Raw genomic sequence first — 26,407 nt, forward strand, 5'->3', positions numbered from 1 at the left:
AATTTATACTATTAATTGTTCAGTTTAGGAAATATTCATATGGAACTTGGTTTTTGTTCGTGTTTCCTAACATGCTGATACTATTCAATGAAAATGTTATAAGGGAATGTAGAGGTGGACTGTTGTTCTTTTGCCAAGACGACTTTCAATTTCCATGGCGCCGTGGTGGGCTTCAATTAATGATTTCACGATCGTCAGGCCCAGACCCATACTCAGACCTATACCTAGGCCCATACCTTCTTGGGTGAGGTGGGGATCAATCTTCATTCTGGCAAAGGGTTGCTGTAGTTTGAAATGAGCCGTTGGGTTCATGCCTATACCTATACCTGTGTCGGATATAGAGATATGGGGATAGCTTTGCTGGGTTGGTTCATCTTTTGGATATGGTCTTGTGTCGATTTTTTTCAAATCGTTCTCTTGACCTTTGATGGGGTATTTTCAATAATCCCGTGGCCGTCACGAAAGAATGACAGGCACATAAAAAAACGTCAGGACATTTTAAAACATAAGGTCTGATTTTTAGACTTGATAATAAGCAGTTAAATGCTTGTTTCTCTCTAAAACATTGGGCTGGAAAGTGAAGAGAATGACCTGTTCAAAAACACCAGGCCAAGAAAACTGGTCTAAATTATCTAAAAGTTACCCCCTTAAAAATTATCGTTTTGAACCTTCTGAACTATTGGTTCTAGAGCTACTACGTTATTTTTGCCAATCATATGCCGACCCTGATTCCCAAGCTTGGGAAAAGGCGGTTACTTTGGCGGAAAAAGAGCTTGGCCCCTATGATGGCGCGTGGGTTGTAAATGCAACGGCATCATTTATTCGTGCAATTCGCTACGAACGTAAGGCGTCGTTTGAATTTATTGTTTCTTGTTGCGAGGTTTGTCGGCAGCAGGTTTGTGTTACCGAACTAAATGCTTTGTGGTTAATTCAGGCGGCGAGAACAGAAAACAGCCTTGCGATGGAAACCGCCGGGCGATTGACCTTGGATCAAGCAGGGTATTGGCCGGGCTTAGAGGCACTTTTGGATAAAGCCAAACATTTGGGCAGTGTCTTGAACGAAGTTTTTCCAGAAGAGAGACAATTTAGGCAAGGGCGGGCAACACAAGCAGAGGTTTCAACTGGCCCGGTTCCCAAAGGTCAGATACATTGATACTTTGAAAGGGGACGCCTTGAAGAAGGGTGAACTTTTATAGACGCCACTTACAGAATGGGGGATCGGTAAAACAATCTGCCGATCCCGCAAGTTGAGCTAAAACTGGGCAGTGGGTATAAAACTGCATACAGAGCAGTATCCTTGGCTACAGCAACAGTGATCCAAAATTTATACGACGGGCATTTATGCTGTTGTTTCGGACTGGAGAGAAAGTGATTTTTAGGCCCTTAACTAGATTGTCAGTGGTGAATTCGAGTACGAGCAATCTTATGTAGAATTTATGAGCTTAATTTATTGTTCCACCAAGCAATGGTTTCTTCTGTAGTTTGTACAAGTGTTGGAAGATAATCGCCGGCAGCTGACATGTCTTTTGAATGGCTTTCCATTATCTTTGCATTCTCTGCTAATCGGAGGGCAAACATGGAGCTGGCAGATCCTTTTATCGTGTGCGCAGCTTGATAGATCAAATCACTATCACCTGATGATAGGCCTTCCTTGATTTTGTCAATCTGAGTGTTAATCGTATCCGGAGCCATACCAATCAGCTCAACAATAACCTCATCGCCGATCTGGGATTTCATTAGCTCATATTCTTCTTCTGAACCAATTGGCATACCTGTTTCATCGGGTATATTTGTCATCTTCGGCGAAACCTTTTCTACGGACTCTTCTTCCAATACAGCTTGAGCAAAGGACGTAAACTGTATGGATCTGTGGCAATATATAGAAATATTGTGCCTTTTAGTTGTTGTTCAGTAAAGGGTTTTGATCGTTGATGGTTGATTAGACGTTACTCGATATTGAGTAACGTTGTAATGCTGCGTTGCAACATTATCGTCTTTGATTATTTACTATCTGTGGTACGCTAAGTATCTGAAATCCCCTCTCGTGATTGTTTTCGTATAAAACAAGATCTACATGAAATCGTCACGCGTCAATTATACTAAATGCAGGAGCTTGATATGTCAGCTTGTATCGTCGGTTGGGCGCACACGCCTTTTGGGAAGCACCCGGAAGAAGATGTTGAGAGTTTGATCGTGCGGGTGACGCAAGATGTATTGGCGCATAGCGAGTTATCAGCCGCGGATGTGGATGAAGTCGTGTTGGGCACCTTTAATGAAGGTTTTTCACCACAGGGGTTTCCGGCTTCCTTGATTTTACAAGCTGATAAGGACTTGAGGTTCAAACCTGCTGTGCGTGTGGAAAATGCCTGTGCTACAGGTTCCGCGGCTATTCACCATGGCTTGCGGGCGATTGAATCTGGTCAAGCGCGGTTGGTATTGGTTGTCGGGGTCGAGAAGATGACGGCTCTTTCCGGACCAGAGATCGGGGATACCTTGCTAAAGGCCGCTTACCTTAAGGAAGAAGGTGATATTAAAGGGGGTTTTGCGGGGGTTTTTGCGCGGATCTGTGATCTTTATTACCAGAAATATGGCAATCAATCTGATGCGTTGGCACGTATTGCCGCAAAGAATCACGCCAATGGTGTTCATAATCCTCTGGCCCAAATCCGCAAGGATCTAGGGTATGATTTTTGTCGTGCGTTGTCTGATAAAAACCCGACTGTGGTTGGTAATTTAAAGCGCACCGATTGCTCACTGGTATCTGATGGTGCTGCTGCAATTGTCCTTGCTGATGAAGAAACGGCCAGGGGGATGGGCAACGCAGTACGTTTTAAATCAGTATCCCATGTCAGTGATTTTTTACCTATGAGCAAACGGGACATTATTCAATTTGAAGGGTGTACTCGTGCTTGGCAGCAAGCTTTGCAGGCTGCAAGTGTGACACTTGATGATCTTTCTTTTGTTGAAACACATGATTGTTTTACAATTGCAGAGCTAATTGAGTACGAAGCAATGGGGTTGACCCCGCCCGGGCAAGGCTATCGCGCGTTGGAAGAAGGTTGGGTGTATCCAGATGGGAAATTACCGATAAATTTATCTGGTGGTCTGAAAGCGAAAGGCCATCCCGTGGGAGCAACGGGGGTATCCATGCACGTTCTGGCGGCAATGCAATTAAGTGGAACGGCCCCCCCTGATATCCAACTTGCTAACCCCAAACTTGCTGGAATCTATAATATGGGGGGTGCTGCTGTGGCTAGTTATGTTTCTGTTTTGGAAACGAGGGATTAAAAGGCCGAATAACAGGCCGGATTGATTGCCTGATGGTGTCTGTCAGTGGAGTAAGATTCAATTTAAAGCAATTTCAGACTTAGTATAACTGTTAAGAATAGTTTTAATGACACCCTCGTTACGGAGGTCACTAATAGCTTTGTCAAAGTCAGGCAGAATGGATGTGTATTCGGAATTTTTGTTAATACACAGATACAGATTGATCGTATCGATGATGACACTCGTTTTTTCAATACGGTCAGTATATTGATTGTCGCGAGAGAAGTAATCAAAATTAACAGTGCCTCTAACGATAATATCGGCGCGTTTGTTCGCGAGTAATTTGTATGTTTGTTCCAAAGTGTCTGTCCAGATAATCTTTCCATTTGGGAGCTTGTTTTTTAGCCATCCGTTGCCTCTGTAATCCACGACGGTAAAATTTAGTAGGTCACGGGCTGAATTGATGGCGAGAATTTCATCGCGTCTTGGGTGGTTGATATAGGTGTAAACGACAATATCTGTGGAAAAAACAGGTTCGTTGCTACAGGTGGTGTATTCTAATCGCTCTGGGGTGGGAATGGTGATGAAAGCATCTGATATCCCTTTTTGGACGTTGATTTGAGCACGAGACCATGGATAACCATTGTATTGGGTTTCCAGGTTTAATTTCTGCTTGAATATGATGTCTAAAACATCAATAGCTGCGCCTTTCATTTGCCCATTTTCAGTCCAGACCAAGGGGGCGTAATATTCTGGAAAAGCCAGCTTAAAAGGTGCAGCCTTAGCCACAGTTGAGACGGTTAAAAAGAACAGAACCAGGGGCAATAGCTTCAAGTGATACACTCCGGTGCTTTGCGAATAATTCTTTCTCACTTTCTTAGTGTACTCTTTTAGATGCTGTTTGTATTTAGAAATTTTATTTTTTGGTCAAATTGTGTAATTTTCTATTTAGGAATGCTTTGTAATTTGAGCGTGATTGGCAATATTGTTTGTCAGGTTTTACTGTGTCTTGTGGGAGTTTTAGAAATATTAACCGTATTGATGTGAGGGGGAATTATGGATGAGCAAAAAGTACTTATTTTAACTCAGCAAAAGAGTGGGAGGTTTGAAAATAAAACAAAAGACATCGTTCGTATTAAAGAGCCTGTGTCTGGGACAGAAAAATATACAATCACCTTTAAAAATAATAAGCCTTATACCTTTGGGAAAAGTAAGGTTCAATATTTTAAGCAACCAAAAAAAATCGATATTAGCCAATCAGTTATTCGGGTAAAAGGAGGTGAGTACGAGAGGTGGGATTCTGCGATTAAATTTGGGCCATATATTGTCTTGTTTCGAAATGAGAAATCGGATTACCATCTATTTGGCGACATCATGATTATTTCCAATATTGCTGAAAATGATAAAACGAAATCTCTTGTTGAATATTATCGTTACATTGCTGACCTTTTAAAGGGGCAAAGTAAACATTTAGATATATATTATAAGCATAAGCTTAAATTTATTAGACAAGATTCTGTTGTTAGGAAGTTTGCGGATAAGTCTGAGTTTCTTCGTTATAAAACAAAAGAAACACCAATTTTCCCTTTTGGAGTTAACTTATCCCAGCGTCAGGCAATTATATATGCGCTTGAAAATCAGGTTAGTTTAATTCAAGGGCCGCCAGGAACAGGTAAAACGCAAACAATTTTGAATATTATCGCGAATTTAATTGTTCAAAAAAAGACGATTGCAATTGTTGCTGGGAACAATTCTGCTACCGCAAATATCGATGAAAAACTGCAGAAAGAAGGCATAGACTTTATCGTTGCTAAGCTTGGTAATAAAGAATTGCAAAGTGAGTTTTTTGCAACGGACCACACAATTCCTGATATTTCCTGTTGGGCTCTGGATAACGAAAGTAATTTAAAGCTTAAAGCAAGGCTTAATTCTTTAGATAATGAGTTAACTCAGTTGCTTAGTGAAAAGAATGAATTAGCTATTGTTAGGGAAAAAATAGAAAGCCTTGCAATAGAAAAGCATCATTTTGAACGCTACTTTGACATCAGACCAGTTGATTTGAATAAGTTGTCTTTTGCGAACAAGTGGTCAACGCCTGTTTTATTGAAGTTTTTGGCAGAGCTAGAGTATTATTCTCAATATATCGGATTGAGGTGGACTGTTAAATTAAGGTGGTTATATAAATACCATATATTTAGATTTAAGGATTTAGAGTTTATTCATGATGATCTCATCAAAGGCGTTATTGGCCGATATTACCGTCAAAAATTAGAAGAGTTAAATCATCAAAAAAAGCTATTAGAGGCATCGCTTGATAAGCATAATTTTGATGTAATGCTCAAAGAGTATACTGAACTTTCTCTGAGAGTATTTAAGGGATATATCTCAAGATATTACAGAAATAATAGCGACCAAGAAAAGTTTTATATCAATTCATACAAAAGTCAATTTTCGCATTTTTTAAAACGATTTCCTGTTGTGTTGAGTACGACTGATTCTGTTGTTAACAACAAGGGGCCCTACGATTTATTTGATTATCTGATTGTTGATGAAGCTTCTCAAGTGGATTTGGTTTCAGGTCTTTTAGCAATGTCTTGTGCTAAAAATATCGTAGCCGTAGGAGATTTAAAGCAATTACCTCATATCCCTTCAGGATTAGTTACTGAGTGTATTGATGAGGCCTTTGATGTTCAGGCAGGTTATAGTTATCTGCATTATAATCTTTTATCCTCCTTAAATACCGTGTTTTTTGATGCCGTACCGCTTACTTTACTCAAAGAGCATTATAGATGCCATCCAATGATAATTGGTTTTTGTAATCAAAAATTTTACGGCGGCCAACTTGTAATTATGACGGATATAATTGGAGAGCCATTTAAAATATTTAAAACAGTCTCTGGCAATCATGCGCGTAGATCAAGTACTGGCAAAAGTTTACTGAATCAGAGGGAGCTGGATGTCATTACAAATGAAGTGCTTAATTTTGAACTAAGTCAAAAATCCCGAAATTCTATTGGAATTGCGACGCCCTATCGTGCGCAAGCAGATAGGGCGAGAAAGAGTATTTCGAATGGTGATGTGCAAATAGATACTGTTTACAAATATCAGGGTAGAGAAAAAGATACTATTATTCTTAGTACAACATCGAATAATCTCAATAAATTTGTAGATGATCCTCATTTACTTAATGTGGCGGTATCACGTGCTAAGCGACAATTTATTTTAGTGACATCAAGGGATATATTTAAAGATCATGGATCGAATATTGGTGATTTAATTCGATATATTGAATATCAATCGGTATCAGACAGTGTTTTTGAGAGCAAAACGGTCTCTATTTTTGATTGTTTATACGCAGATTATTCGGATGTTTTGAAAAGTTTTTCTAAAGGAGTTAAAAAAACTTCTAAATTCACCTCAGAAAATTTAATGATAGCTTTGCTCGAAGATATTCTGAAAGATGAGCGCTATAGCTCTTTCGCCTATAAGATAAATTACTCACTTAACTTATTGGTTCAGGATTTCATTGAATTTACTGATCGTGAAAAAGAGTTCGTATTACACCCCAATAGCCATGTGGATTTGTTGCTGTATAACAAATTAGATAAAACGCCCTTCTTGGCTATTGAGGTGGATGGATATCAGTATCATGAGTTGGATAAAACACAGTCAGAGCGTGATGAGTGTAAAGATAGTGTGTTTAATAAGCTAGGTATTCGGTTGGAACGATTTTCCACTATAGGAAGTGGAGAGAAGGAGAAGCTTGAAGGCGTGATAAATCTGTTTTTAAATTCGATACCTGAATCTCAAGAGGAAACAATTCATTCATAACTTGTGCACCTTATTATAATATAATGTGTAGAAAGTGACTCTGGAAAAAGTTATTCGGGGATGCTGTGTAATTTGCACATGCTCAGAAGTCTTTTTTTCGTTTGACCTGATACTCATATGTGAAAACCATTTGATGAAAAGTTTTAGTGATTTGTTACTTCTGTATATAGAAGGTGTGGGGCTTATAGCTTTTGGTCGAAAAGCGAAAGTATCTGATCTGAAAAGGTTTAATTGATTAAATAGCGCGCGTAAAAATCGGGTTATGGAATAAATCAGGCCGCCATGGAGACGGGCCAGTTGTTGTTGTGAATGGACCGCGAAAGGTGAACTATCAGGGTACCATGTTCCACAACACGCGTAACAGGGCAATCTGTGCCATCAGAATGTAGGCCATGAGCATGAAGAGCATCATGTAGCGGTGTGCATTTGATTCCCCGCGGGATTTTAGGGCGCGCACGCGCTGGGTTGATGTTGAAAGGTGCTTTGCAATTTCGCGTATTTTACGTTTTTCGTTGATTTGCCAAAACTGAAGAAATATTTCGGAAGCGATAGCAAATACAGTCAGAATGAGAGAACAGGCAATAAGGTAGTTAAGGAATTTTGCGTCATAGGCGTTGGCCATTGCCAGAAAATAAATCGCAACGAATGCCAAGCTGAGATAGGCAAGAGCTTGCCATTGCTGACGTTTGGCAAAAAGAAGATTGTTACCGGCCTCGCGATAGATCATCAAAAACTCGGCATGGCTCAGGTCATCAAGTGAGCTTTCAACGTGTGTAAATTCATCTTCTTCATCTAACATTGGTACCTCGTTTTAACGAAAGACCTCTTGGACCGGGTTAAATGATGCAAATTAGATCGTTAATGCATCCTATGTGCCGGGCAATAACCATAGACGTTTTGGCGGTTTTTGCCGATGCACACGTATATTTATGCCCGGATGGACAAAAAGCCCTACTTATTTTACGACCATAGGGGGATGATGGCATCAAAGGATTAACAAGTTATTTATTCCTATGCTTTACCCTTATCTATCAAAAGCTTATATGATGGTTCTGCCCGGTAAAATTTGGCAGGTGAAATTTGGACGCGGTTATCGTTTTTTGTCTTAGATTGGTGATAAGATGAATTGGCGCGGTTCTTGTATGGAACATAAAGGCTAGATATTCTTGGAAGCTTGGGAGTTGATGATGACGCGTACTGTTAAATCCATTTTGATCTCAGTGGTGGTTGTCACGCTATCCGGGTGTGGACAAAATGCGTTTCAAAAAAAAGAGGTGGTCGTTGTTTCTGCGCCTCAGCCGACAACTTATTGCTATCGTTCCCTTGCGAACGTCGATTGCTATGAACAGCCTGTACCCGAACAAGAACGTACTCTTTTGGTGCCAGTAGAATAGGCGTCACCTGCTCGTTCAAATCAAAATAAGTCCAGATTTAAATAGGCCCAGATTAAAATGGGTTAATGTGGAATAAGCACCCCCAATCAACGAAGAAATTTCGGCCTGATTTTTTTATCCCTAGTTATGTTCAGCTGTTTGTGTGTCGGGTTTCATCCCTGGCAATATAGAGCCTGTTTTTGGGGGCTCTGTTTTATCTATGTCAGTTTTATCAAGATCCCAAAGGTAACTATCCAATTCTTTTCATGTTGGACAGTTATCTAATTTTTTATCTGATTTTTCTGGATTAAATATCAACGATATCAAATTTTGAATCCTCAACATTATTTTTACATCACACATATTTGCAGGACCTCTGCGGGGGTTGAGGACTTTTCCTTTGATCTTGTTATCTTTTTTTACATCTACCTAATTTTATAGTTGATTAATTAATTGGTACTTAATAATATCATCTAATAAATTAGATAGATGAGTGTAAAAACGCTCTGCAGGGGGACATCGTGAAAAGATCGCAACTGGATTTGCATCGGTTTGAGAAAGTTTTGGCTTTGCTGGACTCAGCCGTCGAAGGAGAGGCTCTTGCCGCTCTGGGACGTGCCAAACATATGCTCGCGGGTGCAGATATTAGCTTTCGAGAGCTAAAGGTGGGGATCTCCAGTTCTCAAGGATCAGCTCAAGAACCTGCGCAAGGTGGTGATTCCACCCAAGTGCAAAGGCTGGAGCAGGAACTTGAATCTTTACGATGGTCCCTTGCTCGGCATGAGCTGCAGGTCGCAGCACTACGTCAGTCGGTGGAAGAAAAATCCGTCACAATCCAGAGTGAGCAAGCAAAACGCCATGCTCAGGAAGGAGAGTTGATGGGGTTGCGACAAGCTCATGCCGTGCAGATGGAAGAGGCCTTGAACCGCAAGGAAGAGGTTGAAAAGTTGACAAAACAGCTGGCGCAATATCAGGCCTTTGAAAAGGAAACCGGTGTTGGGCCAAGGGCTTCCTTGCGTCAGCGAATGAAAGCAACTGCTGATGCGCCACAGCATCCCCAGCAGGTTCGTTCATCTAAGTCGGATCGTCGAAAAGGTGGAACTCGACGTGATGATACGGCCAGGTTACGATCGTCAAAGGTGGCTTCGGATGCTGTAGAACAGGCGGCTTTTCAGTTTGTTGGTGGTAAAGATAGATCTGTCGGCAAAGAATACCGTTGGGCGCGTCTGGAAGACCGGCATCAGGTTATGGCGGTGGTAACAGAAGTCGGAAATGACGAGGCGGAACTCAACGCTTTAGAGCGTGCAATGGGCCTGCGGGCGGAAGCTTGAATACAGCGTGTAGATTAGAATTATGGCTTCCAAGGAAAAAGATGGCGGTTCGACGTCAGTAAAAACAAGTGGCAATAGAAGGGGCGATTTGGCGAAATCAAAAGGACAATTCGAATCTCTTCAAGAGAGCTTGCGCCAGAGTGTCGCCCAGATGGAACAATGGGGTAATTGGGCCCAGGGCCTGATCGAAAGCCGTGATGATGAAATTGCGGCTTTGCAGGCGCGCGTCGATGCGCTTGAGACACGTTTGTTACGAGAAACGGGTGATGAGCCCAGATTGACCAATGCGCAAAAACGCGAGGCGATAACGGCTTATTTGACCGATCCGGAGCGAACGAACTGGTCCGATCGAGAAATTGCAAGACAAGTGGGAACTTCACCACAAACGGTCGCAAATTGGCGACAGCGGTTGTCTGTAACCTCGCGCCGGGGGCAGGACCGTACGGTCATTCGCGGCGGTAAAGTTTTTAAAATGCGTACGGATAACATCGGGCAAAACAAGAGCTAGGTAATAAAGGCGAGGTAAAACTGCTTTGACCGCTAATTCCTTGAATCTTATCTTTGGGTAGTTGCAGTTCATCTATGGCGGTAAAAGAATTGAAATCACCCGGGATACCCTGTTGATCTATTGCAGTTTTTAGTGACAATCAATGGTCTGATAGCCAGTTGTTTGCCAGATGTTCAGCCTGTCTGATTTGTTCAGAAGTAAGTTCGGCAGCTATCTCTTTCATCTTTTGTGCCGCTGTTTCATGCCCGTTAATATCGGCAAGCTGAAACCATTTATAGGCTTCGACAAGCGAAGGCTCTACGCCAGTTCCAGATATATACTTTTCTCCGATCTCAATCATGGCTTTTGTATATCGTTGTTTTGCGGCCTTGAAGAACCAGTCCAATGCTTTGTCTGGGTTAACGGGGGTTCCGCGGCCCTGACTGTGCATAACCCCTAGATTGTGTTGTGCTTGGGCGACGCCTTGTCGGGCGGCCAAAAGGTACCATCGAATAGCTTCGCGGTGATCAAAGGTGGTGTCTTTCTCTTTGTCTAGTAAAATGCCCAGACGTAATTGCCCGGTTAAGTCCCCCTGGCTGGCGGCGCGTTGATACCAATAGATCGCCTGATCAATATCATCGTCAGGGTCATCCACACCATCGTGATAAAAGACGCCCAGATTGCGTTGGGCTTCGACCATACCGCCTTCTGCTGCGCGTTGAAGCCAGTTGAGAGAGGCTTCCATGTCCTTGTCTATGCCAGATCCGCCCTCGTAAAGGACGCTGAGATAGTACTGGGCCTTTGCATTTCCTTGTTCGCCAGCCTTTATCAAAAGCTCTATGGCTTTTTCGTATTCTCCGGCGCGGTAAGCTGCAATCCCGTCTTCGTAAACACCTGCTGCCGATATTTGAGGCGCGATCAAAAGCACGCCCGCTAGCAGAGGGATGCATAAAATTAGACCGAGAGGGGAGGAGAGGTCTGGTTTCGGGATCATCGGCTTTTTTAATCCAACTTGTCCTTTTGCTCTAGTATCTATCCTGTCTTAAAGCGCGGTTAAATGTGGTGCAGTCTTCTTTGGTGTGAAGTGAGTATAGCAATTGTTTTTCTTCTTTTTGCATTAATTTTAACTGGTTCGGGGCAATTTGTTTTTACGCGGTTCGATAGGTGCTTTTGTCTGTATTGATCCTTGCTGGGTGCGGTCGGTCGATTGCGAGAGGCAAAAAGTTATTTAGATGATATTTGACAATGATCGAATTTAGGAATATTTCTCATATATGGGAAATGTCGAAGGAAATAATCAAGACAGACTTCTTGCTGATCGGTTAAAGGTCTTGAGAGTTGAGCGAGATTGGTCTTTGGATGAACTTGCCGAACGAAGCGATGTCAGCCGGGCAACACTGTCCCGCATGGAAAAGGGTGATGTCAGTCCTACTGCTGCGGTATTGGGGCGGTTGTGTGCGGCATATGGCATGACGATGTCGCGGTTGATGATTATGGTTGAGGATGATTTTCAACCGTTAATTCGGCGAGATGATCAGATAGTTTGGCATGATGCGGTAACAGGATTTGAACGTCGTTCAGTCTCGCCACCATCGGAACGTTTGAATTGCGAAGTTCTTGAATGCCGGCTATTGCCCGGTGCCGAGATTGCCTATCCTGATTTTTCAAAAAATAATCCAGCCCACCAGGCGTTAGAACACCATCTGGTTTTAAGGGAAGGGGCGCTTGAGATAACCGTAAATGAACAATTTCATTTGCTAGAGCCTGGGGATTGCCTGCGCTACAAATTACAAGGGCCTAACCAATTTCGCGCCGATGAAGCAAAAGGGGCCTTATATACACTCGTCATTTTGTAGGGCTTGTTTTCATGGGGTTTTCTTCGGTGGGAAATTCTATCAACGATATCTTAATTCTAGAAATGGTGTTGGAAATAATGAAGAGTGAAAATGCTTTACTGTGTCTCGACCTTGAGGGGTTTGACCTTCACGTTGAAGGGCTTGCTGAATTGCTGAAGACCTGTGTTCTTGACGGGGCCAGTGTTGGTTTTGTTTTACCATTTTCGCAAAACGAAAGTCTGAGTTTTTGGAACGATCATGTACGTCCGGGGGTTGCCAGCGGTCAGACAGTTTTGATGGTTTATTTTGTCGAGGGGCAGGTGGTCGGAACGGTACAACTGTGTAGCAGTGCGATGCCCAATCAGCTTCACCGGGCTGATGTGTCAAAGCTTTTGGTTTCTCCGTTGTTCAGAAAAAGGGGCATCGCAAAAGCATTGATGGCAGAGCTTGAGACACAGGCCGTAGCGCGTGGGAAAAGCCTGATTACGTTGGATACACGAACAGGGGATAATGCCGAGCCGCTTTATCATCAGCTTGGCTATGAAACTGCTGGGGTTATACCAGGTTATTGTCGGGATACACATGATGCAGATCGCTATGACCCTACGACCTATATGTATAAACGTTTAAAAATATAGTTTATTTATCGTCGCGGGTACTCTGGGGCGGTAAAATGAGTCGTTAATGAGGTGAATAATACAGCCATGGGGGGAAGATATTTGGATCTGACTGATTGTTAAATAGGACAGTTTTGTGTGCTCTGTTGAGAAGTTGATCCCATATTTTGTTGTGTATCATAAATATAATAAAAATAATTTCTTTTTAAAATAATATGTTAGGGGATGGTTTTTTTAATTGAGAATCATTCTCATTGCATTGTCATAATTACGTCTTATATTCCCTGTAGATATACCTGCGCTGGTAATGAGGTAAAAGAGTTCTCAAAGGCTTTTACGGTTACTAGCAGTCAATAAACAAATTGATGTTTATAGTCACCTTGCTGAATGGGGGATTAAATGAGTAAGCGTAAACCGCCGAGGATTTTGACGGTTGTTCGTAAAGAACAGCTTTCACCGCATATGTTGCGTGTGACACTTGGTGGAGTTGGCCTACATGGCTTTCCTGAAAATCAGGAAGGGGCACATGTAAAGGTATTGATTCCACAAGACGATATAGATCCTGCCGAGTTCGTGGCGCAGGTAGAGGATGGGCAGCGCCCCGTGATGAGAACCTATACTGTGCGTCAGCATCGTGTTGAGGAAAATGAACTCGACATTGATTTCGTTATTCATGGTGATGGTGGCCCGGCAAGTAATTGGGCACAAGGCGCATTGCCAGGGGACTATATCGGTCTTTTTGGACCTGGCCCTAAAAAAATGACTTACCTGGATGCGGATTGGTTCTTGCTCGCGGCGGATATGACCGCAATTCCGGCTGCCGCTGCTGCTCTTGAAGCGCTTCCCAAAGATGCTGTGGGTACAGCTGTTTTTGAGGTAACTTCAGAGAGTGATCGCCAGAAGATCGACGCACCTGATGGTATTGATATTCATTGGTTGGTTCATGATAACCCGACCGTAAGAAGTTATCAGCAAAGTGATTTTATCAGAAAAATGCGATGGCGCCCAGGATATCCCAGTGTTTTTGTCGCAGGGGAGTCTGGTGTGGTTAAGGAATTGCGTAATCATCTTTATCAAGAACGCGGCATTCCAAAAGAAGATACCTATATGTCCGCCTATTGGAAAATTGGTCTGGAAGAGGATGCACACCAAATTCAAAAGCGAATGGCTGCGGCTTAACTATAGATTATAATACAATAGAAAGCCCGAAGCAGAATTTGTTTCGGGCTTTTTTGTGTCTGTTAAAGAGGGACACGTTTTGATCTTTAGCTGGTTGGTTTAGTTTCTGGAATTGCCGTTGTGAGGGGGACGATACTCGGACTTAAGGCGGGGAAGTGGTAGATGCGATGCCACTTTTTCGAGTATCAGGTTTGGCTGGAAAAAGGATTGTTTACTCAAAAAAATGGCTCTTGTTGAAATTGTCCCCCTGACAAAATCAACAAGAGCCAAAAGGCTGGCAAATAAATGCCGGCTGGGTAAGGCAAATACAGGGTGTACCGATAAATGCTATCGGTGATGTACTAAAATAGATCGCTAAGTCAGCGAGCAATAGATTATTTGCAAACAAGCCATGAATATAATTGGCCATAAAGAATCAGGCTGAATATGTGCCTTAATACGACCCCCGAACTGACAGGCGTGGTGCAATAAAACGCGTTGTCAGTCCGGGGGAAGTTGCTTGCATGAGTATTAAAACCTGATTGGCCTGAAAGGTGTGAGTGAAAAGAGCGTGAAAAAGTATTCACGGGTAAATTTAGCCGGGGTAAATTTAACAGAGGTAAATCTAGAAGGAGTGTTCTCAAGATAATTCCAGAAAGCTTACCTGCCGGGCAGCTTACCCAAATGCCCCAGTCATATAGACCGTTTAATGGGTGTATAATGAAAGGTCATGCAGTAAATCTCCCTGTAATAGAAGTATGGGTAATAGAAGTATGGGTAATAGAAGTATGGGTAATAGAAGTATGTTGAGCATATTCGCTTTTTTGCGATGTGGTCGTTAACCATAGGTGTGGTGAACTTCATCGTAAGATCTGAGTAACGTGTGAAAATCTTCAAGCGTTAAGGTGGTCAATCTGGAACAAGGTCAAACCAGGCTGCGATAACGATGTGGTGAGAAGACCTGCTTTTACAGAAAGAAAAGTTGGGTTTGGAAAAATAGCGAAGAAACGGGGAGAAAAAGCAAATCCCGATTTCTGAGATAGATGGTGCGCAGTGCGAGCGCTTCAGAAATCGGGATAAGTTGCTTGCGTGAATGTATTGAACACTTTTCTGATTGAAATGTGGAGTGAAAAAAACGTGAAAAAAATCAATACACTTATAGGGTGTGCATGGGGGCGACTATCTGGTTGATTCAAAGACAGGATCTTGTTTTATGATAAACAATTATATTGTATTAAATGCTCGTAATACAACAGTGTAGTGTGTAGTTTTTATGCTAGATTTGTGTGGAATCGGTTTGATATATGTGAAGTATTTGCCTTGATACTATTTAATGTGTTTGATTTTGTGGTTTTGTGAGGCAGGGATACCTTTCCAAGTTTGCTTTGTCTTCGCTAATTATGTCCAGAACATTACGCCTTGTGGAACTCTTAACTTCTTCTCTCTAGATATATACGCGGGCTTTGTCGAGGGTAAGGCCCAACCAAGTCGAACCTGATAATATGTTGTTGCTGTCGACACTGGGCACCCTTTGACCCTTTATATGATGAATTATTCTGATCAAAATCCTCCTGACACAATGTTGTCAGTAGGGGTGGGGTATCATCTGTCTGTACAATAAGATTTCGTGAGATTTTGTAAAATTTTTTCCTGATAAGGCATAGGATATAGGCCTAATCAGGAAGGGTTATTAATAAGAACCAAGAGGGGAAAAGTATGTCAGATACAACAAATGAAAATGGTCAAGCCATGACGGGCGGATGTTTGTGTGGCTCTGTAAAGTTTACGGCAACAGGTGTCGGTGGAGATCACGGTGTTTGCCATTGCGGTACCTGCCGAAAATGGTCAGGTGGCCCAACCATGGCGATCCATGTCGAGGGCATGGAGTTCGAAAACGAAGATAACGTAAAGTCCTATGTTTCTTCTGATTGGGCAGAGCGTGGATTTTGCCAGAACTGTGGCACACATCTGTTCTATCGCTTGCGTGATGGCAGTATGACTGTTGTATGGGCGGGGGCCTTTGATAAAAATGATGGCTTTTCACTCGCCAACGAAATCTATATCGACAGCAAGCCGGCAGGATACAACTTTGCAGGTGACCATCCCCGCATGACAGAGCATGAATTCCTGAAATCCCTCGGTATGGTTGAATAGGGATATGCTTGAATAAGCTGCATGCAAAAGGGCTGGTGACTTCTAGGTAGTTGCAGATAATTTATTAAATAAAATTTTGGAGAGGGGCCTATGTCTCCTCTCTATTTTTATTCGTCTTTTACCGAGATATCGAAAAAGTCGTCGTCTTCAGTTTTAGATGGGTTCTTAAGTAAGGTTTTGGGCTTGGCACGCCCCGTTTCTTCGCTTAATGGCAGACGGTTCTTGAATATGCCTTCGATACGCTGACGCAAGAGTTTGGGCGATACCGGCTTAACCAGATAATCGTTGGCGCCAGCCTGTACGGCTTGTTCTACGTATTCGCGCTCTGAATGGGCTGTGAGCATGATAATCGGAATGTCAGCTATGTTCTGGTCATTGGAGGAGCGAATTTTTTTGACGAGATCTATTCCGGAAATAGGTTTCATCGTCCAGTCAATAAAAATCAGGTCCGCTGGCTTCCGTTGCAAGAGTTTGTAACCGCCGGCCCCATCACTTGCCATGCGGATATCCCGTACTCCTAAAGATGTCAGGATCGATTTTACAATGCGTTGGATAAAGGGTTCATCATCTACGATACAGCATTCCAAGTTCTTAAAATCCAGTTTGTAACCCACGTTTTAGCCTCTTATCAGGATTGAACGGTCATCGTATGTTATTATCTATGGTAGTGTAATTCCAGTGCTTTATGTTTTTCTTTTTTTTAGATCTGGAGTGGGGCGCTTTCATGTTATGAGCCTGCGCTTTAACAGGGTTGTTTCGCCAGCCGTCACGATCAAAACCATTTTAGTTTTTTGAATATATAGATCTGTATCGAAACGATTAAAATCAGCAGACCACTGAAAAGCCAAAAAGCATTTTCGTCTCCTCCGCCAGGTATTCCCCCGACGTTGATCCCCAAAAGCCCGGTTAAGAAGCCCAGAGGCATAAAAATCGCTGCGATGACAGACAGGGTATACATGTTTTTATTTAATTTATCTGACAGATTATTGATAAGCTCGTCTTTGATGACCTGTGCGCGTTCGCGAAGTGCGTCAAGATCTTCGACAAAACGGGTGACGTGGTTATAGCTTTCTTGAATAAGGCGTTTATCTTGGTTATTTAGCCAGCCAAGATCTGATCCGCGTAACTGTAAAATGGCATCTCGTTGTGGGGATATATAACGGCGGAGCATGATGATTTGCTTGCGTATGCTTACGACCGTTCCACGCAAAGATTTATCCGCCTGTTCCATGATGACTTCTTCCAGATCATCGACCTGTTCATCCAGATCAATCAGGATTGGTTCCATCCGTTCCGATAAACGGGCAATTAAAAAGGCGATGAATTGCCCAGCGCTTTTTGGGCCTTTGCCAAGTTTGATTTTCTCTTGGATATCTTGAACGGCCTTAAGCTGTCGTTTCTGGGCGCTGATAATGCGATGGCTATCAATCCATAACCGGATAGAGATCATATCGGTCGGATCTGCATTTTCATGTAGGTTTACACCCCGTAAAATCACCAGTGCGCCTTCGCCAATTTCCGTAATCCGGGGACGAGTTTCTTCTGCGGTAAGGCTATCGACGATGAAAGGGTCAAGATAAGAAATTTCTTTTTCCAGCCACGGTTGCGTATCGGGGTGGTTAAGGTCCAGATGTATCCAGGCAAGCTTGTCATCCCTCAACTTTTGGCTGATGACATCAGTATCAAATATTTCCTGACCACCACCTTTACCGTCAAAATCGTAAGACATCAGGATATGTTCATTCATGTCGTTGCCTTGTTTGTTGCATACAAAGTACCGGATATGCTGTTCTATCTGATGACACGCGGGTAGATTCTGCCGCAAAAAAAGATATCTTTAGTCTTATGTTATTAGAGTAAAAAGACAATAAATATCTAACGTCGAAGATCAAATTGGCTTTATAGCTTCTCTTTTCCTTCACGTTCTCTTTTACGTACGGCGGAACGGTGGACGGTGTAAAAGGTTGAGCCGACGATGATGCTGGCGCCGAGAAGTGTCCAGAGGGTGGGGATTTCTGCGAAAAAGAGAATACCGATCCCGGTGGCAAATAGTAGGCGTACGTATTCGACTTGGGCAACAGTCACGGCTTCTGCAACGCGATAGGCTTGAATGTAAAACCACTGCATGGCCGATAGTAAAGATGCGATCAGAATAATAACCAGGACTTCGTTTAGGGTCGGGGTGGTCCAGTACCACCAAGCAGGACCAGCCATAAACAAGGTCACAAGCAGGGACTGATAGACCATGATTGTTGAGGGTTTATCTATCTGAGAAACTTTGCGTAGGATAATCATAATCGCGGCGACAAAAAAGGCCGAAATGATTGCCAAAATCGCGTAGATATTGAACTCCCCTGTGTCGGGACGAACAATAACGAGTACACCGATAAAGCCGATAATGGTGACCGACCAACGGCGAATGCCGACCACTTCGCGCAGGAACACAATGGCAAGCAAGGTCGTGAACAGGGTGCGAACAAAGCCAATGGCTGTTACCTCAGCCAAGGGCATGTAGACGACAGCGGTGAACCCGGCACTCATGGCGATAAAGGAAAAGGCCCCGCGTAAGAGATAGAGCTTCCAGACGCTGGTCTTAAATGCTTTGGGGCCTGACTTTATGATGATTGGTGCAACCATCATCAGGGCAAAGAGTTGGCGGATGAAAAGGATTTCAAAAACAGGCACCCGCTGCCCGATAACCTTGATCAAAGCCCCCATAATAGAGCCGCTTAGGGTCGCGAGAAGAACAAGAATGGCCCCGCGAATATTACCGGGAATTTTCTTCCATCGTCCCGAACATTCAGGAAGGAGATCTTCTACCCAATAGGTTGATATGCGTTCGGGTACGAACTGCATGGTGACAAAAATCCTTTGCTATCCAGTCCCGTCAATACAGAACGGCGGGGTGGACGTGGTGGCCTGTAATACACAGGTCTTGGTGGATTGACAGCCTGTAAGGTGAACAATGTCAGATCTTTGTTAATCAAAAGTTGGCTCTGGTAATTGTGGGGCAATCGTAGGGACAACAGTTGGGTTTGACAAAGACTGGTTCTGATCAAGCGGATTAGAAAGAACCAGTACAGGCGCCAGTAGGGGCGTATGGACAAGATGGTCTGTTTCTTAAGTAAACAAACAAAAACTCTGCATGGGGGGCAGAGCTTAATGACGCCATAGCTTGCGCCTCTTTTGATGGGGATGCAATGGCGATTTATTTATGGTTGAGAATTTTAAATCAAGCCGGGGATTGTTCTACGCAAATCTTGTCGCTCTCGGTATGGCTTAAGGGCTCTTTGAGCAGATCACAAAAATTTGGCGTGCCAAGGGGAGAGTTTGTTTTAAAGTGTCGGCAAGTATTACAAATGCCAAAAGGCTTGTTCCCGTCGCTTCTGAGTTTGACCAGTAGAAGTTTTTCCAGCGCGTTTCTTATGTTGTTCTGATCATTGGCGGGAAGAGTGGTTAGCACGTCTTGAAAGGGCAGAAGGGCATCTTCCTGAACAAGGTTTTCGCCTTTTCCTGTTAGTTCTAAGGTTACAGATCGTTTATCTTGTGGGTGTTGGGTTTTAACAACAAGCCCCTTTTTTTCGAGTGACATCAAGGTCTGTGATATTGTGCCTTTTGTTGCGCCCAAATAGGACGTCAAGGCGCTGGGATTGCGAGAAAAGCAATTTGCTTGATCCAGATAACGTAAAGCATCCCACTGTGCGGGTTTGAGTCCCCCTGCGTGACCATCGTGATTAATCAAACGGGAAAGGCGGGATAATAAGCTGATAAATTGTCTCGGTTTACTCATTCCTTAATAGTATCGACTAAAAACAATTGTTGCAAGTGGAGAGAGGTGTGTTATATGTTTTGTTGTATCGAGTCGATACTATTTGTGATGGAGAAGAAAATCATGACAAACCTTATTGTAAAAAAATTCACTTATCTGGCATCTCTTACATTCGTGGCGGGGACGTTTATGGGGACAGAGGTAATTTTCGGCACTGAAGCAAGGGCACACGATATCAAAAGCCCTGTAAGTCAGGATATCACACCACCCTTTGATATCATTAAGGCCTCTGCTAATACGGACGGACGTTGGGCGACTTTCTTGATGGAGTTGGCTGGAAAGACCGGAACAATCACACCAGAAGCGACAGGTGCGTTTCGTGGTTCATCTGTTTTTGCATATGTCTGGCCGACCAAAATTGATCCTTCAGGTGTCGGATTTACACCGAGTTCGGGTATTTTGGCACTGGCGATTACATCACATCCTGATTTTGATGATACCCCACTTTATGATGAAAATAATGATGGCGACCCGGCAAATGATGGCAAAACCTGGCACGCCCATTGGGCCGTTTTGACCCAAGACAACGACTGTGGAGCCGGGTTCAAGGTACGAGAAATTTCGCCAGGGCAAGATATTGTACCTGCAACTATGCCCGATCTACCGATCGCCTTGGATGCACCCGGACAAAGCCCGATCCTTTTTGATAATCAGCTCAAGGTAACTTTGCCTGTAAAAGGTGCCGAAGGGGCACAATTCGACGCAATGACGGCTATCCTCAACGTATCGGAAGAGAATAGTGATCATCCCTTGCTCTGTGTAAATCAGGCGCATGATGTGGCATCCGGTGATTTGTCATTCCCCGGTATCATCATGAAAGAGGGAGAGGCAAAACTGGTTTCCAATTAAAGCAACTTGGATTGAACATCGAGAGTTTATCGCACATACCCTGCCAGAAAAGGAGAATCGCGTTTTCTGCGCAGGGACTGCGATATAAGAAAAACATGAGGCTTAGAGGGCAATTTTGGTACAGGTGGGTTGGTCATATACAGCAAAACTAAAATAAAAGCCGGAATTAGAAATTAGGAGACAAAATGCAAAATATATTGCGGAAAGCACCGGAGCTAGAGATATCGCAATGGATGAACACGGCATCTGATATTACGCTAGAGGGTTGTTTGGGAAAAGTTGTTTTGATCGAAGCTTTTCAAATGCTTTGTCCTGGGTGTGTAGAACATGGCCTGCCTCAGGCTCAAAAAGCTTATCAATTATTCTCTTCAGACGACCTTGTCGTTTTAGGGATACATACTGTTTTTGAGCATCATGCTGCGATGGGGCCAGAAAGTCTTAAGGCCTTTTTGCATGAATATCGGATTACTTTTCCTGTTGGGATTGATGAGCCTTCAAAAAGTGGTCCTATCCCTAAAACCATGGCGTGTTATCAGTTACAGGGGACGCCAAGTTTAATCTTAATTGATCGTCAGGGACGGCTTCGACGTCAAAAATTTGGCGCGATGTCAGACTTACAACTTGGGGCGGAAATCATGGCCTTGATCCAAGAAAAACCAACTAAAACTGATCAAAGAGAGCGTCAAAGCCACGACCATAGTCAGCGTAAAAAATTAAAGGGATCGGGTGAACAAAAAGGCACCTGTGATGAAACAGGGTGCCCTGTATGATGCCCCGATCCTATTGAGTGTTATAAGTATTTGAAAGGTAATGTAAAAGTAGAATTATATAATTTCATCCTCATCAAATAGGGGGTCTTGTTCCAGTTGGGTGGTCAGGCTGTCGATTGTCGCCACGGCGTCAGCATTGTGGTTGATCTTGGCAATGTGGACGATGCCGTCTCCTTCGTTGATGACGGGCAAATTTGTTCGTCCGATAATCAAGCCTTCTTCCGATGACAGAACTTCGGTTTCTATCTCGCCAAAGGGGTCGGATACAACGCCCAGAATATCGCCTTTTTTGATCTCTTCGCCCGCACTTTTGAACAGACGTAAAAGACCGCCAGCAGGGGCGCGAACCCACGAACTGGACGAGGACAGGATTGGTTTAACCTTTGCTTTGGCCGAGCTTTTTGCCGGGAGCATTTCCAAATGTCGCATAACCCTGATAATACCAGCGGTGCCGACACGCGCCGCCATTTCGTCAAAGCGCAAGCCTTCACCAGCCTCGTAGACCAGGATGTCGACACCTTGTTCTTGTGCGGATTGACGCAGAGAGTTTGGGCGAATTTTTGAGGTCAGAATAAGCGGCGCGGCAAAGGCCTTGGCCAAGGCCATGGTTTCTGGCTTAGAGGGCGTAAGGCGAATTTGAGGCAGGTTAGTTCGGTGAAAAGATGCGGAATGCAGGTCAATACCCACATCTGATCGGGCGACAATCTCTTCCATAAAAATATTGGCCAGACGGCCAGCCAATGATCCTTTGGGCGACCCGGGAAATGATCGGTTCAAATCGCGCCTGTCTGGCAGATAGCGCGAATGGTTCATAAAGCCAAAGGAATTGACGATGGGGATCGCCAACAAAGTGCCCCGTAGTTTATTCAGCCCGTTAGTCCGAAGTAATCGCCTGACAACCTCTACGCCAATGACTTCGTCGCCATGAATTGCCGCGCTGACAAACATTGTTGGTCCCGGTTTTCTACCATGAATGACATGTACAGACATGGAAACAGGGGTGTGATCAGAAAGGGTGCTGACCGGAAGATCGATAGTTTGGCGCGTGCCTGCGGCGATGGTGTATTTGCCAATCTGAAAAGGGGGGCGTATTGGCATTATCCTTTGCCTTTTGTTTTTGTCTGACCGGGTTTTGCTTTCTTTTCAAGAAATTCGATCACCTTGCCAGCAATATCAATTCCCGTTGCTTTTTCGACGCCTTCCAGACCGGGGGACGAATTGACTTCCATAACAACAGGCCCATGGTTGGCACGCAGCATATCAACGCCACAGACATTGAGGCCCATGGCCTTTGCTGCACGAATGGCTGTCGAGCGTTCTTCCGGGGAAATCTTGATCGGTTTTGCACTGCCTCCGCGATGAAGGTTGGATCTGAAATCGCCTTCGGCACCTGTACGTTTCATCGCGGCGACAACCTTGCCCCCAACAACGAGTGCGCGAATGTCTGTACCGCCTGCTTCTTTGATGAATTCCTGAACCAGTATGTTCACTTTAACACCACGGAAAGCCTCAATAACAGAGGTTGCAGAGCGATCACTGTCGGCAAGAACTACACCGATGCCCTGTGTTCCTTCGAGAAGCTTGATGACCAAGGGGGCGCCGCCTGCGAGCTTTAAGACTTCGTCGGTTTGTTTAGGGTCATGGGCAAATGTTGTTACGGGCAGACCGATGCCATCACGCGCTAATAGCTGCATGGAGCGCAATTTGTCTCTGGATCGTCCGATCGCAACTGATTCGTTCAGGGGGAAAACGCCCATCATTTCGAATTGGCGTAAAACAGCGGTTCCGTAAAAGGTGACTGAGGCACCAATACGGGGAATTACCGCATCGTATCCTGTTAGCTTTTCGCCGTTGTAGTATATTTCAGGGCGGCGAGAGGCGATATTCATATAACACCGCAGGGTATTGATAATATCGAGTTGATGCCCTCGTTCTTCAGCGGCTGCTTTCAAGCGCTGGTGCGTATAGAGGTTGGCGTTCCGTGCCAACATCGCAATTTTCATGATTTTACTCCATTTTTAATGATATGGATTTTGTGTCTATCTATGGCCATACCTGATAGGGGGGCCTTGTTTTTTCTTACTCTTGTCTGGGCAATATGTAGCCGGGGCGTCCCGAGAGATAAGAGCGCCCGGCGTTTAACAGAAAGCCTTTATCCCTTATCGCTGTACGCCCGATAATGACCGGAAACCGCATGGATTGCCGACTGGTGAGAGAAACTTCTACAGGCCAGCGCATTTCCCCCAAGGTCAGGGTTGTTTTAACGATGTATCGTTCTTCTGCCACGCCACCAGTGTTTTTAATTGGGCGTCGATCAACGATTTTTGCAGAGCACCGAATTCCTTTTTCACAGCCAATGAAGGGGATAAGGAAAGAAACATAATCGATCCCATTTTCATCAAAGGGTGTGATTTCTTCTGCATGAAGTGCAGAAGTTCGGGCGCCCGAATCAATCTTGGCTTTTACATGTTCTATATGAAATTCTGGCAGTCCAACATACTCGCGCCAACCAATTTCAGTAATTCTACGTTCTTTAGATTTCATAGCTCTGCATTTCACTACCAGCTTAACAGATTATTGACAGCCAAGAAAGTTTCCTGAATAAATTCTTATGCTAACTCCGTAGTGTAAAGACGTGGGGTTGTATAGCTATTTTATGTTCCTGAGTGAAATATACCCATGTTTTATGAAACAAAATCTGGGCTTCATGAAATAAACGTGGGTTTCATAAAATAAAAGCGGGCGACGTTCTCGCCACCCGCTTCGTAAATTCCCCGCTTCGTAAATTCAGGCATGTTACAGCCTGATTTTATTCAGCAGCGTTTGTGCGCTTACTCCGCGGCGCTTTTTTCGGCCTGACCAGGGAACTTTTTTATTTCCCCAGATTTTAGACGGGACAAGTAACTGTTGAGTTCCCGCTTCACGATTGGCATCAAGAAATAAAGCCCCGTGATGTTCACCACGGCCATTGCAAAGATTGCTGCATCAGAGAAATCGATAACCGGGCCAAGGCTTGCTGCGGCACCGATAATGATAAAGATACAGAAAATAACCTTAAAGGTCAGCTCTGCGCCTTTGCTTTCACCAAACATATAGGTCCAGGCTTTCAAGCCATAGTAAGACCAGGAAAGCATGGTCGAGAAGGCAAAGAGAATAACCGCAAGAGCAAGGACATATGGGAACCAGCTAAAGGCTGATTCAAATGCAGCAGAGGTCAGTGCAACACCGGAAACGCCCGTCGCTGTGACGATTTTTCCACCCTCGACAATATAGTTGCCTGTTTCCGGATTTACGGTGAGCTGGCCTGTAATGATGATCACAAGCGCCGTCATTGTACAGATAACAACTGTATCAATGAAAGGTTCCAGCAAAGAAACGACACCCTCTGTCACTGGTTCTTTTGTCCGTACAGCAGAGTGTGCAATCGCGGCAGAACCAACACCAGCTTCGTTCGAGAAAGCTGCCCGTTTAAAGCCCTGAATCAAAGCACCGACAAAGCCGCCAGCGACACCTAGCCCGGTGAATGCGCCTTCAAAGATCTGGCCAAAAGCCCAACCGATCTGGCCTGCGTTCATAATAAGGATGATCACGGCTGCACCGACGTAGAGCACGCCCATAAAGGGAACAATTTTTTCGGTTACGTTCGCGATGGATTTGATGCCGCCAACGATAACTGCAAAGACCACACCGGCAAAAATAAGGCCTGTAATCCAGCCGGGGTAATCGCCGACAATGCCTGCAATTTGTGCATGTGCCTGGTTAGCCTGGAACATATTTCCGCCACCCAGTGCACCGAGGATACAGAAGACGGAAAAGAGAATAGCCAGAAACTTGCCGCCGGGAAGACCGCGTTCGGTAAAGCCCTTTGAAATATAATACATGGGGCCGCCAGATACGGTGCCGTCTTCGTACTCGTTTCTGTATTTCACCCCAAGTGTACATTCGGTGAATTTTGATGCCATGCCCAAAAGCCCGGCAAGGATCATCCAGAAGGTTGCGCCGGGGCCACCAATACCGACTGCGACCGCAACGCCCGCGATATTACCAAGACCGACGGTCCCGGACAGGGCTGTTGCTAATGCCTGAAAGTGACTGACTTCCCCTGCGTCATTGGGATCGGAATAATCCCCTTTGACAAGCGAAATCGCATGACCAAAAAGTCTGAATTGGACAAAGATAAAATAGAGACTAAAAACGGATGCCGCAATAACAAGCCACATCACAATCCACGGAAAACTTGTGCCTGGGAACGGCGCAAAGATGAAGTTAACAAACCATCCAGTTGCTGCGGCAAAGCCTGTGTTGATCGCAGCGTCTAATCCCCCACCTTCTTGTGCAAAGGCGGTCGTTGTTGTGCTCATAAGGGCGAACACAGGCATGAGAATTTTAAAAATTTTATTCATAAGTGCTCTCCTTATCCGACGACTGTTACGGGAACGCTGGCGTGCATAACAAGGTTGGCCGTTGCTGTGCCAAAGACACGTTTAACAAAGCCACCTTCTGATGAACGAGCGACAATAATTTGTTCAGCCTTTTCTTCGACGGCAACAGCATCGATAAGTTCAGCAACGTCACCATGACGCACAATGCCCCGTGCGTTAATGCCGTCGGCTTTTAAGGATGTTACAGCAGGATCGATAACGCGTTCCATCGCCATTGATATTTCTTCTTCGCGGCGTTTATGCCGTTGGGAATTTTCTTCGGCGGTTTGGAATGTATAAGGTGACCATTCAATCACATAGACCACAAGTAATTCACAGCCACCAATAAGATTAGCGAGCTTTTTAGCATAGGCGAGGGCACGGTTACCGGACTCTGTGCCATCAAGTCCTACAATTAATGTAGCGGACATTTGATTCCCCTCTGGTTTTTACTGTTCTATTTGGGGCTTTTACTATTCTGCGAA

The 26,407-nt window shown here is 44.2% G+C and carries 26 protein-coding genes; 12 read left to right on the forward strand and 14 right to left on the reverse strand.

Annotated features, from left to right (window positions below):
• Positions 1-96: 96 nt before the first annotated feature.
• Positions 97-408, reverse strand: coding sequence for a sensor histidine kinase (locus tag ACN0W5_RS17635; protein WP_417455397.1), 312 nt, complete (start codon positions 406-408; stop codon positions 97-99).
• Between the two features lie 178 nt (positions 409-586).
• On the opposite strand from ACN0W5_RS17635, the gene ACN0W5_RS17640 reads away from it, so the two are divergent.
• Positions 587-1,153 (forward strand): hypothetical protein, encoded by a 567-nt coding sequence (locus tag ACN0W5_RS17640; RefSeq protein WP_417455398.1) that lies wholly within the window; start codon positions 587-589, stop codon positions 1,151-1,153.
• Positions 1,154-1,434: 281 nt separating this feature from the next.
• On the opposite strand, the gene ACN0W5_RS17645 is transcribed toward ACN0W5_RS17640, so the two are convergent.
• Entirely contained in the window at positions 1,435-1,797 is a 363-nt protein-coding gene (locus tag ACN0W5_RS17645) for an Hpt domain-containing protein (protein WP_417455399.1), read from the reverse strand.
• Between the two features lie 321 nt (positions 1,798-2,118).
• Between ACN0W5_RS17645 and ACN0W5_RS17650 the strand changes: the two genes are divergently transcribed.
• On the forward strand, positions 2,119-3,288 hold the full coding sequence (locus tag ACN0W5_RS17650; protein WP_417455400.1) for an acetyl-CoA acetyltransferase: 1,170 nt from the start codon (positions 2,119-2,121) through the stop codon (positions 3,286-3,288).
• Positions 3,289-3,345: 57 nt separating this feature from the next.
• Here the strand turns inward: ACN0W5_RS17650 and ACN0W5_RS17655 are convergent, their stop codons facing one another.
• Positions 3,346-4,101 carry a substrate-binding periplasmic protein gene (locus ACN0W5_RS17655; protein WP_417455401.1) on the reverse strand — a complete coding sequence of 252 codons (756 nt, stop codon included), beginning with the start codon at positions 4,099-4,101 and terminating at the stop codon, positions 3,346-3,348.
• A gap of 222 nt (positions 4,102-4,323) precedes the next feature.
• Between ACN0W5_RS17655 and ACN0W5_RS17660 the strand changes: the two genes are divergently transcribed.
• Positions 4,324-7,098: an AAA domain-containing protein gene (locus ACN0W5_RS17660; protein ID WP_417455402.1), complete on the forward strand. Its 2,775-nt coding sequence runs from the start codon at positions 4,324-4,326 to the stop codon at positions 7,096-7,098.
• Positions 7,099-7,429: 331 nt separating this feature from the next.
• On the opposite strand, the gene ACN0W5_RS17665 is transcribed toward ACN0W5_RS17660, so the two are convergent.
• Entirely contained in the window at positions 7,430-7,897 is a 468-nt protein-coding gene (locus tag ACN0W5_RS17665; protein WP_417455403.1) for a hypothetical protein, read from the reverse strand.
• Positions 7,898-8,285: 388 nt separating this feature from the next.
• Between ACN0W5_RS17665 and ACN0W5_RS17670 the strand changes: the two genes are divergently transcribed.
• The 3 genes from ACN0W5_RS17670 (at position 8,286) to ACN0W5_RS17680 (ending at position 10,310) form a co-directional block, all read left to right on the forward strand.
• Entirely contained in the window at positions 8,286-8,492 is a 207-nt protein-coding gene (locus tag ACN0W5_RS17670) for a hypothetical protein (protein WP_417455404.1), read from the forward strand.
• Between the two features lie 500 nt (positions 8,493-8,992).
• Positions 8,993-9,802: a hypothetical protein gene (locus tag ACN0W5_RS17675; protein ID WP_417455405.1), complete on the forward strand. Its 810-nt coding sequence runs from the start codon at positions 8,993-8,995 to the stop codon at positions 9,800-9,802.
• 22 nt (positions 9,803-9,824) lie between these two features.
• On the forward strand, positions 9,825-10,310 hold the full coding sequence (locus tag ACN0W5_RS17680) for a hypothetical protein (protein WP_417455406.1): 486 nt from the start codon (positions 9,825-9,827) through the stop codon (positions 10,308-10,310).
• A 139-nt stretch (positions 10,311-10,449) separates the two neighbouring features.
• On the opposite strand, the gene ACN0W5_RS17685 is transcribed toward ACN0W5_RS17680, so the two are convergent.
• Positions 10,450-11,283 (reverse strand): tetratricopeptide repeat protein, encoded by an 834-nt coding sequence (locus ACN0W5_RS17685; RefSeq protein ID WP_417455407.1) that lies wholly within the window; start codon positions 11,281-11,283, stop codon positions 10,450-10,452.
• Positions 11,284-11,563: 280 nt separating this feature from the next.
• Between ACN0W5_RS17685 and ACN0W5_RS17690 the strand changes: the two genes are divergently transcribed.
• The 4 genes from ACN0W5_RS17690 (at position 11,564) to ACN0W5_RS17705 (ending at position 16,053) form a co-directional block, all read left to right on the forward strand.
• Positions 11,564-12,145 (forward strand): helix-turn-helix domain-containing protein, encoded by a 582-nt coding sequence (locus ACN0W5_RS17690; RefSeq protein WP_417455408.1) that lies wholly within the window; start codon positions 11,564-11,566, stop codon positions 12,143-12,145.
• 11 nt (positions 12,146-12,156) lie between these two features.
• Entirely contained in the window at positions 12,157-12,762 is a 606-nt protein-coding gene (locus ACN0W5_RS17695; RefSeq protein WP_417455409.1) for a GNAT family N-acetyltransferase, read from the forward strand.
• A 378-nt stretch (positions 12,763-13,140) separates the two neighbouring features.
• Positions 13,141-13,920, forward strand: a complete 780-nt coding sequence (locus ACN0W5_RS17700; protein ID WP_417455410.1) for a siderophore-interacting protein — start codon at positions 13,141-13,143, stop codon at positions 13,918-13,920.
• A 1,695-nt stretch (positions 13,921-15,615) separates the two neighbouring features.
• The gene (locus tag ACN0W5_RS17705) at positions 15,616-16,053 is read left to right on the forward strand and encodes a GFA family protein (protein WP_417455411.1); all 438 of its coding nucleotides are present in this window, start codon (positions 15,616-15,618) and stop codon (positions 16,051-16,053) included.
• A 107-nt stretch (positions 16,054-16,160) separates the two neighbouring features.
• Here ACN0W5_RS17705 and ACN0W5_RS17710 read toward each other — a convergent pair whose 3' ends face one another.
• The 4 genes from ACN0W5_RS17710 to ACN0W5_RS17725 all read right to left on the reverse strand — a co-directional run bounded on the left by ACN0W5_RS17710 (position 16,161) and on the right by ACN0W5_RS17725 (position 19,843).
• The gene (locus ACN0W5_RS17710; RefSeq protein WP_417455412.1) at positions 16,161-16,667 is read right to left on the reverse strand and encodes a response regulator; all 507 of its coding nucleotides are present in this window, start codon (positions 16,665-16,667) and stop codon (positions 16,161-16,163) included.
• 158 nt (positions 16,668-16,825) lie between these two features.
• Entirely contained in the window at positions 16,826-17,800 is a 975-nt protein-coding gene (locus ACN0W5_RS17715; RefSeq protein ID WP_417455413.1) for a zinc transporter ZntB, read from the reverse strand.
• Positions 17,801-17,952: 152 nt separating this feature from the next.
• Positions 17,953-18,909, reverse strand: a complete 957-nt coding sequence (locus ACN0W5_RS17720) for a DMT family transporter (RefSeq protein WP_417455414.1) — start codon at positions 18,907-18,909, stop codon at positions 17,953-17,955.
• 376 nt (positions 18,910-19,285) lie between these two features.
• Complete coding sequence (locus ACN0W5_RS17725; RefSeq protein ID WP_417455415.1) at positions 19,286-19,843, reverse strand: MarR family winged helix-turn-helix transcriptional regulator; 558 nt, start codon at positions 19,841-19,843, stop codon at positions 19,286-19,288.
• Between the two features lie 102 nt (positions 19,844-19,945).
• Between ACN0W5_RS17725 and ACN0W5_RS17730 the strand changes: the two genes are divergently transcribed.
• Positions 19,946-20,731 carry a hypothetical protein gene (locus ACN0W5_RS17730; RefSeq protein ID WP_417455416.1) on the forward strand — a complete coding sequence of 262 codons (786 nt, stop codon included), beginning with the start codon at positions 19,946-19,948 and terminating at the stop codon, positions 20,729-20,731.
• A gap of 185 nt (positions 20,732-20,916) precedes the next feature.
• A complete protein-coding gene (locus ACN0W5_RS17735; RefSeq protein WP_417455417.1) occupies positions 20,917-21,501 on the forward strand; it encodes a redoxin domain-containing protein in 585 nt (194 codons plus the stop codon).
• Between the two features lie 54 nt (positions 21,502-21,555).
• On the opposite strand, the gene ACN0W5_RS17740 is transcribed toward ACN0W5_RS17735, so the two are convergent.
• The 5 genes from ACN0W5_RS17740 to ACN0W5_RS17760 form a co-directional block, all read right to left on the reverse strand.
• Positions 21,556-22,599 carry a succinylglutamate desuccinylase/aspartoacylase family protein gene (locus tag ACN0W5_RS17740; RefSeq protein WP_417455418.1) on the reverse strand — a complete coding sequence of 348 codons (1,044 nt, stop codon included), beginning with the start codon at positions 22,597-22,599 and terminating at the stop codon, positions 21,556-21,558.
• Positions 22,599-23,504, reverse strand: a complete 906-nt coding sequence (rimK, locus tag ACN0W5_RS17745) for a 30S ribosomal protein S6--L-glutamate ligase (RefSeq protein ID WP_417455419.1) — start codon at positions 23,502-23,504, stop codon at positions 22,599-22,601. Before rimK ends, ACN0W5_RS17740 begins: the two co-directional genes overlap by 1 nt.
• Before the next feature lie 76 nt (positions 23,505-23,580).
• A complete protein-coding gene (locus tag ACN0W5_RS17750; RefSeq protein WP_417455420.1) occupies positions 23,581-24,045 on the reverse strand; it encodes an ATP-dependent zinc protease in 465 nt (154 codons plus the stop codon).
• A 287-nt stretch (positions 24,046-24,332) separates the two neighbouring features.
• Entirely contained in the window at positions 24,333-25,904 is a 1,572-nt protein-coding gene (locus ACN0W5_RS17755) for an alanine/glycine:cation symporter family protein (protein WP_417455421.1), read from the reverse strand.
• 11 nt (positions 25,905-25,915) lie between these two features.
• Positions 25,916-26,353, reverse strand: a complete 438-nt coding sequence (locus ACN0W5_RS17760; protein WP_299371297.1) for a universal stress protein — start codon at positions 26,351-26,353, stop codon at positions 25,916-25,918.
• Positions 26,354-26,407: the final 54 nt, after the last annotated feature.

Origin of the sequence: Kiloniella sp. (assembly GCF_048270245.1) — a bacterium.
Taxonomy (GTDB): domain Bacteria; phylum Pseudomonadota; class Alphaproteobacteria; order Kiloniellales; family Kiloniellaceae; genus Kiloniella.

What these genes read in the sequence shown, in the direction of transcription:
- ACN0W5_RS17640 (WP_417455398.1), top strand. Translation starts at nt 587, where the DNA reads ATGACCTGTTCAAAAACACCAGGCCAAGAAAACTGGTCTAAATTATCT.
- ACN0W5_RS17645 (WP_417455399.1), bottom strand. Translation starts at nt 1,797, where the DNA reads ATGACAAATATACCCGATGAAACAGGTATGCCAATTGGTTCAGAAGAA.
- ACN0W5_RS17650 (WP_417455400.1), top strand. Translation starts at nt 2,119, where the DNA reads ATGTCAGCTTGTATCGTCGGTTGGGCGCACACGCCTTTTGGGAAGCAC.
- ACN0W5_RS17660 (WP_417455402.1), top strand. Translation starts at nt 4,324, where the DNA reads ATGGATGAGCAAAAAGTACTTATTTTAACTCAGCAAAAGAGTGGGAGG.
- ACN0W5_RS17665 (WP_417455403.1), bottom strand. Translation starts at nt 7,897, where the DNA reads ATGTTAGATGAAGAAGATGAATTTACACACGTTGAAAGCTCACTTGAT.
- ACN0W5_RS17670 (WP_417455404.1), top strand. Translation starts at nt 8,286, where the DNA reads ATGACGCGTACTGTTAAATCCATTTTGATCTCAGTGGTGGTTGTCACG.
- ACN0W5_RS17680 (WP_417455406.1), top strand. Translation starts at nt 9,825, where the DNA reads ATGGCTTCCAAGGAAAAAGATGGCGGTTCGACGTCAGTAAAAACAAGT.
- ACN0W5_RS17685 (WP_417455407.1), bottom strand. Translation starts at nt 11,283, where the DNA reads ATGATCCCGAAACCAGACCTCTCCTCCCCTCTCGGTCTAATTTTATGC.
- ACN0W5_RS17690 (WP_417455408.1), top strand. Translation starts at nt 11,564, where the DNA reads ATGGGAAATGTCGAAGGAAATAATCAAGACAGACTTCTTGCTGATCGG.
- ACN0W5_RS17695 (WP_417455409.1), top strand. Translation starts at nt 12,157, where the DNA reads ATGGGGTTTTCTTCGGTGGGAAATTCTATCAACGATATCTTAATTCTA.
- ACN0W5_RS17700 (WP_417455410.1), top strand. Translation starts at nt 13,141, where the DNA reads ATGAGTAAGCGTAAACCGCCGAGGATTTTGACGGTTGTTCGTAAAGAA.
- ACN0W5_RS17705 (WP_417455411.1), top strand. Translation starts at nt 15,616, where the DNA reads ATGTCAGATACAACAAATGAAAATGGTCAAGCCATGACGGGCGGATGT.
- ACN0W5_RS17715 (WP_417455413.1), bottom strand. Translation starts at nt 17,800, where the DNA reads ATGAATGAACATATCCTGATGTCTTACGATTTTGACGGTAAAGGTGGT.
- ACN0W5_RS17720 (WP_417455414.1), bottom strand. Translation starts at nt 18,909, where the DNA reads ATGCAGTTCGTACCCGAACGCATATCAACCTATTGGGTAGAAGATCTC.
- ACN0W5_RS17725 (WP_417455415.1), bottom strand. Translation starts at nt 19,843, where the DNA reads ATGAGTAAACCGAGACAATTTATCAGCTTATTATCCCGCCTTTCCCGT.
- ACN0W5_RS17730 (WP_417455416.1), top strand. Translation starts at nt 19,946, where the DNA reads ATGACAAACCTTATTGTAAAAAAATTCACTTATCTGGCATCTCTTACA.
- ACN0W5_RS17735 (WP_417455417.1), top strand. Translation starts at nt 20,917, where the DNA reads ATGCAAAATATATTGCGGAAAGCACCGGAGCTAGAGATATCGCAATGG.
- ACN0W5_RS17740 (WP_417455418.1), bottom strand. Translation starts at nt 22,599, where the DNA reads ATGCCAATACGCCCCCCTTTTCAGATTGGCAAATACACCATCGCCGCA.
- rimK (WP_417455419.1), bottom strand. Translation starts at nt 23,504, where the DNA reads ATGAAAATTGCGATGTTGGCACGGAACGCCAACCTCTATACGCACCAG.
- ACN0W5_RS17750 (WP_417455420.1), bottom strand. Translation starts at nt 24,045, where the DNA reads ATGAAATCTAAAGAACGTAGAATTACTGAAATTGGTTGGCGCGAGTAT.
- ACN0W5_RS17755 (WP_417455421.1), bottom strand. Translation starts at nt 25,904, where the DNA reads ATGAATAAAATTTTTAAAATTCTCATGCCTGTGTTCGCCCTTATGAGC.
- ACN0W5_RS17760 (WP_299371297.1), bottom strand. Translation starts at nt 26,353, where the DNA reads ATGTCCGCTACATTAATTGTAGGACTTGATGGCACAGAGTCCGGTAAC.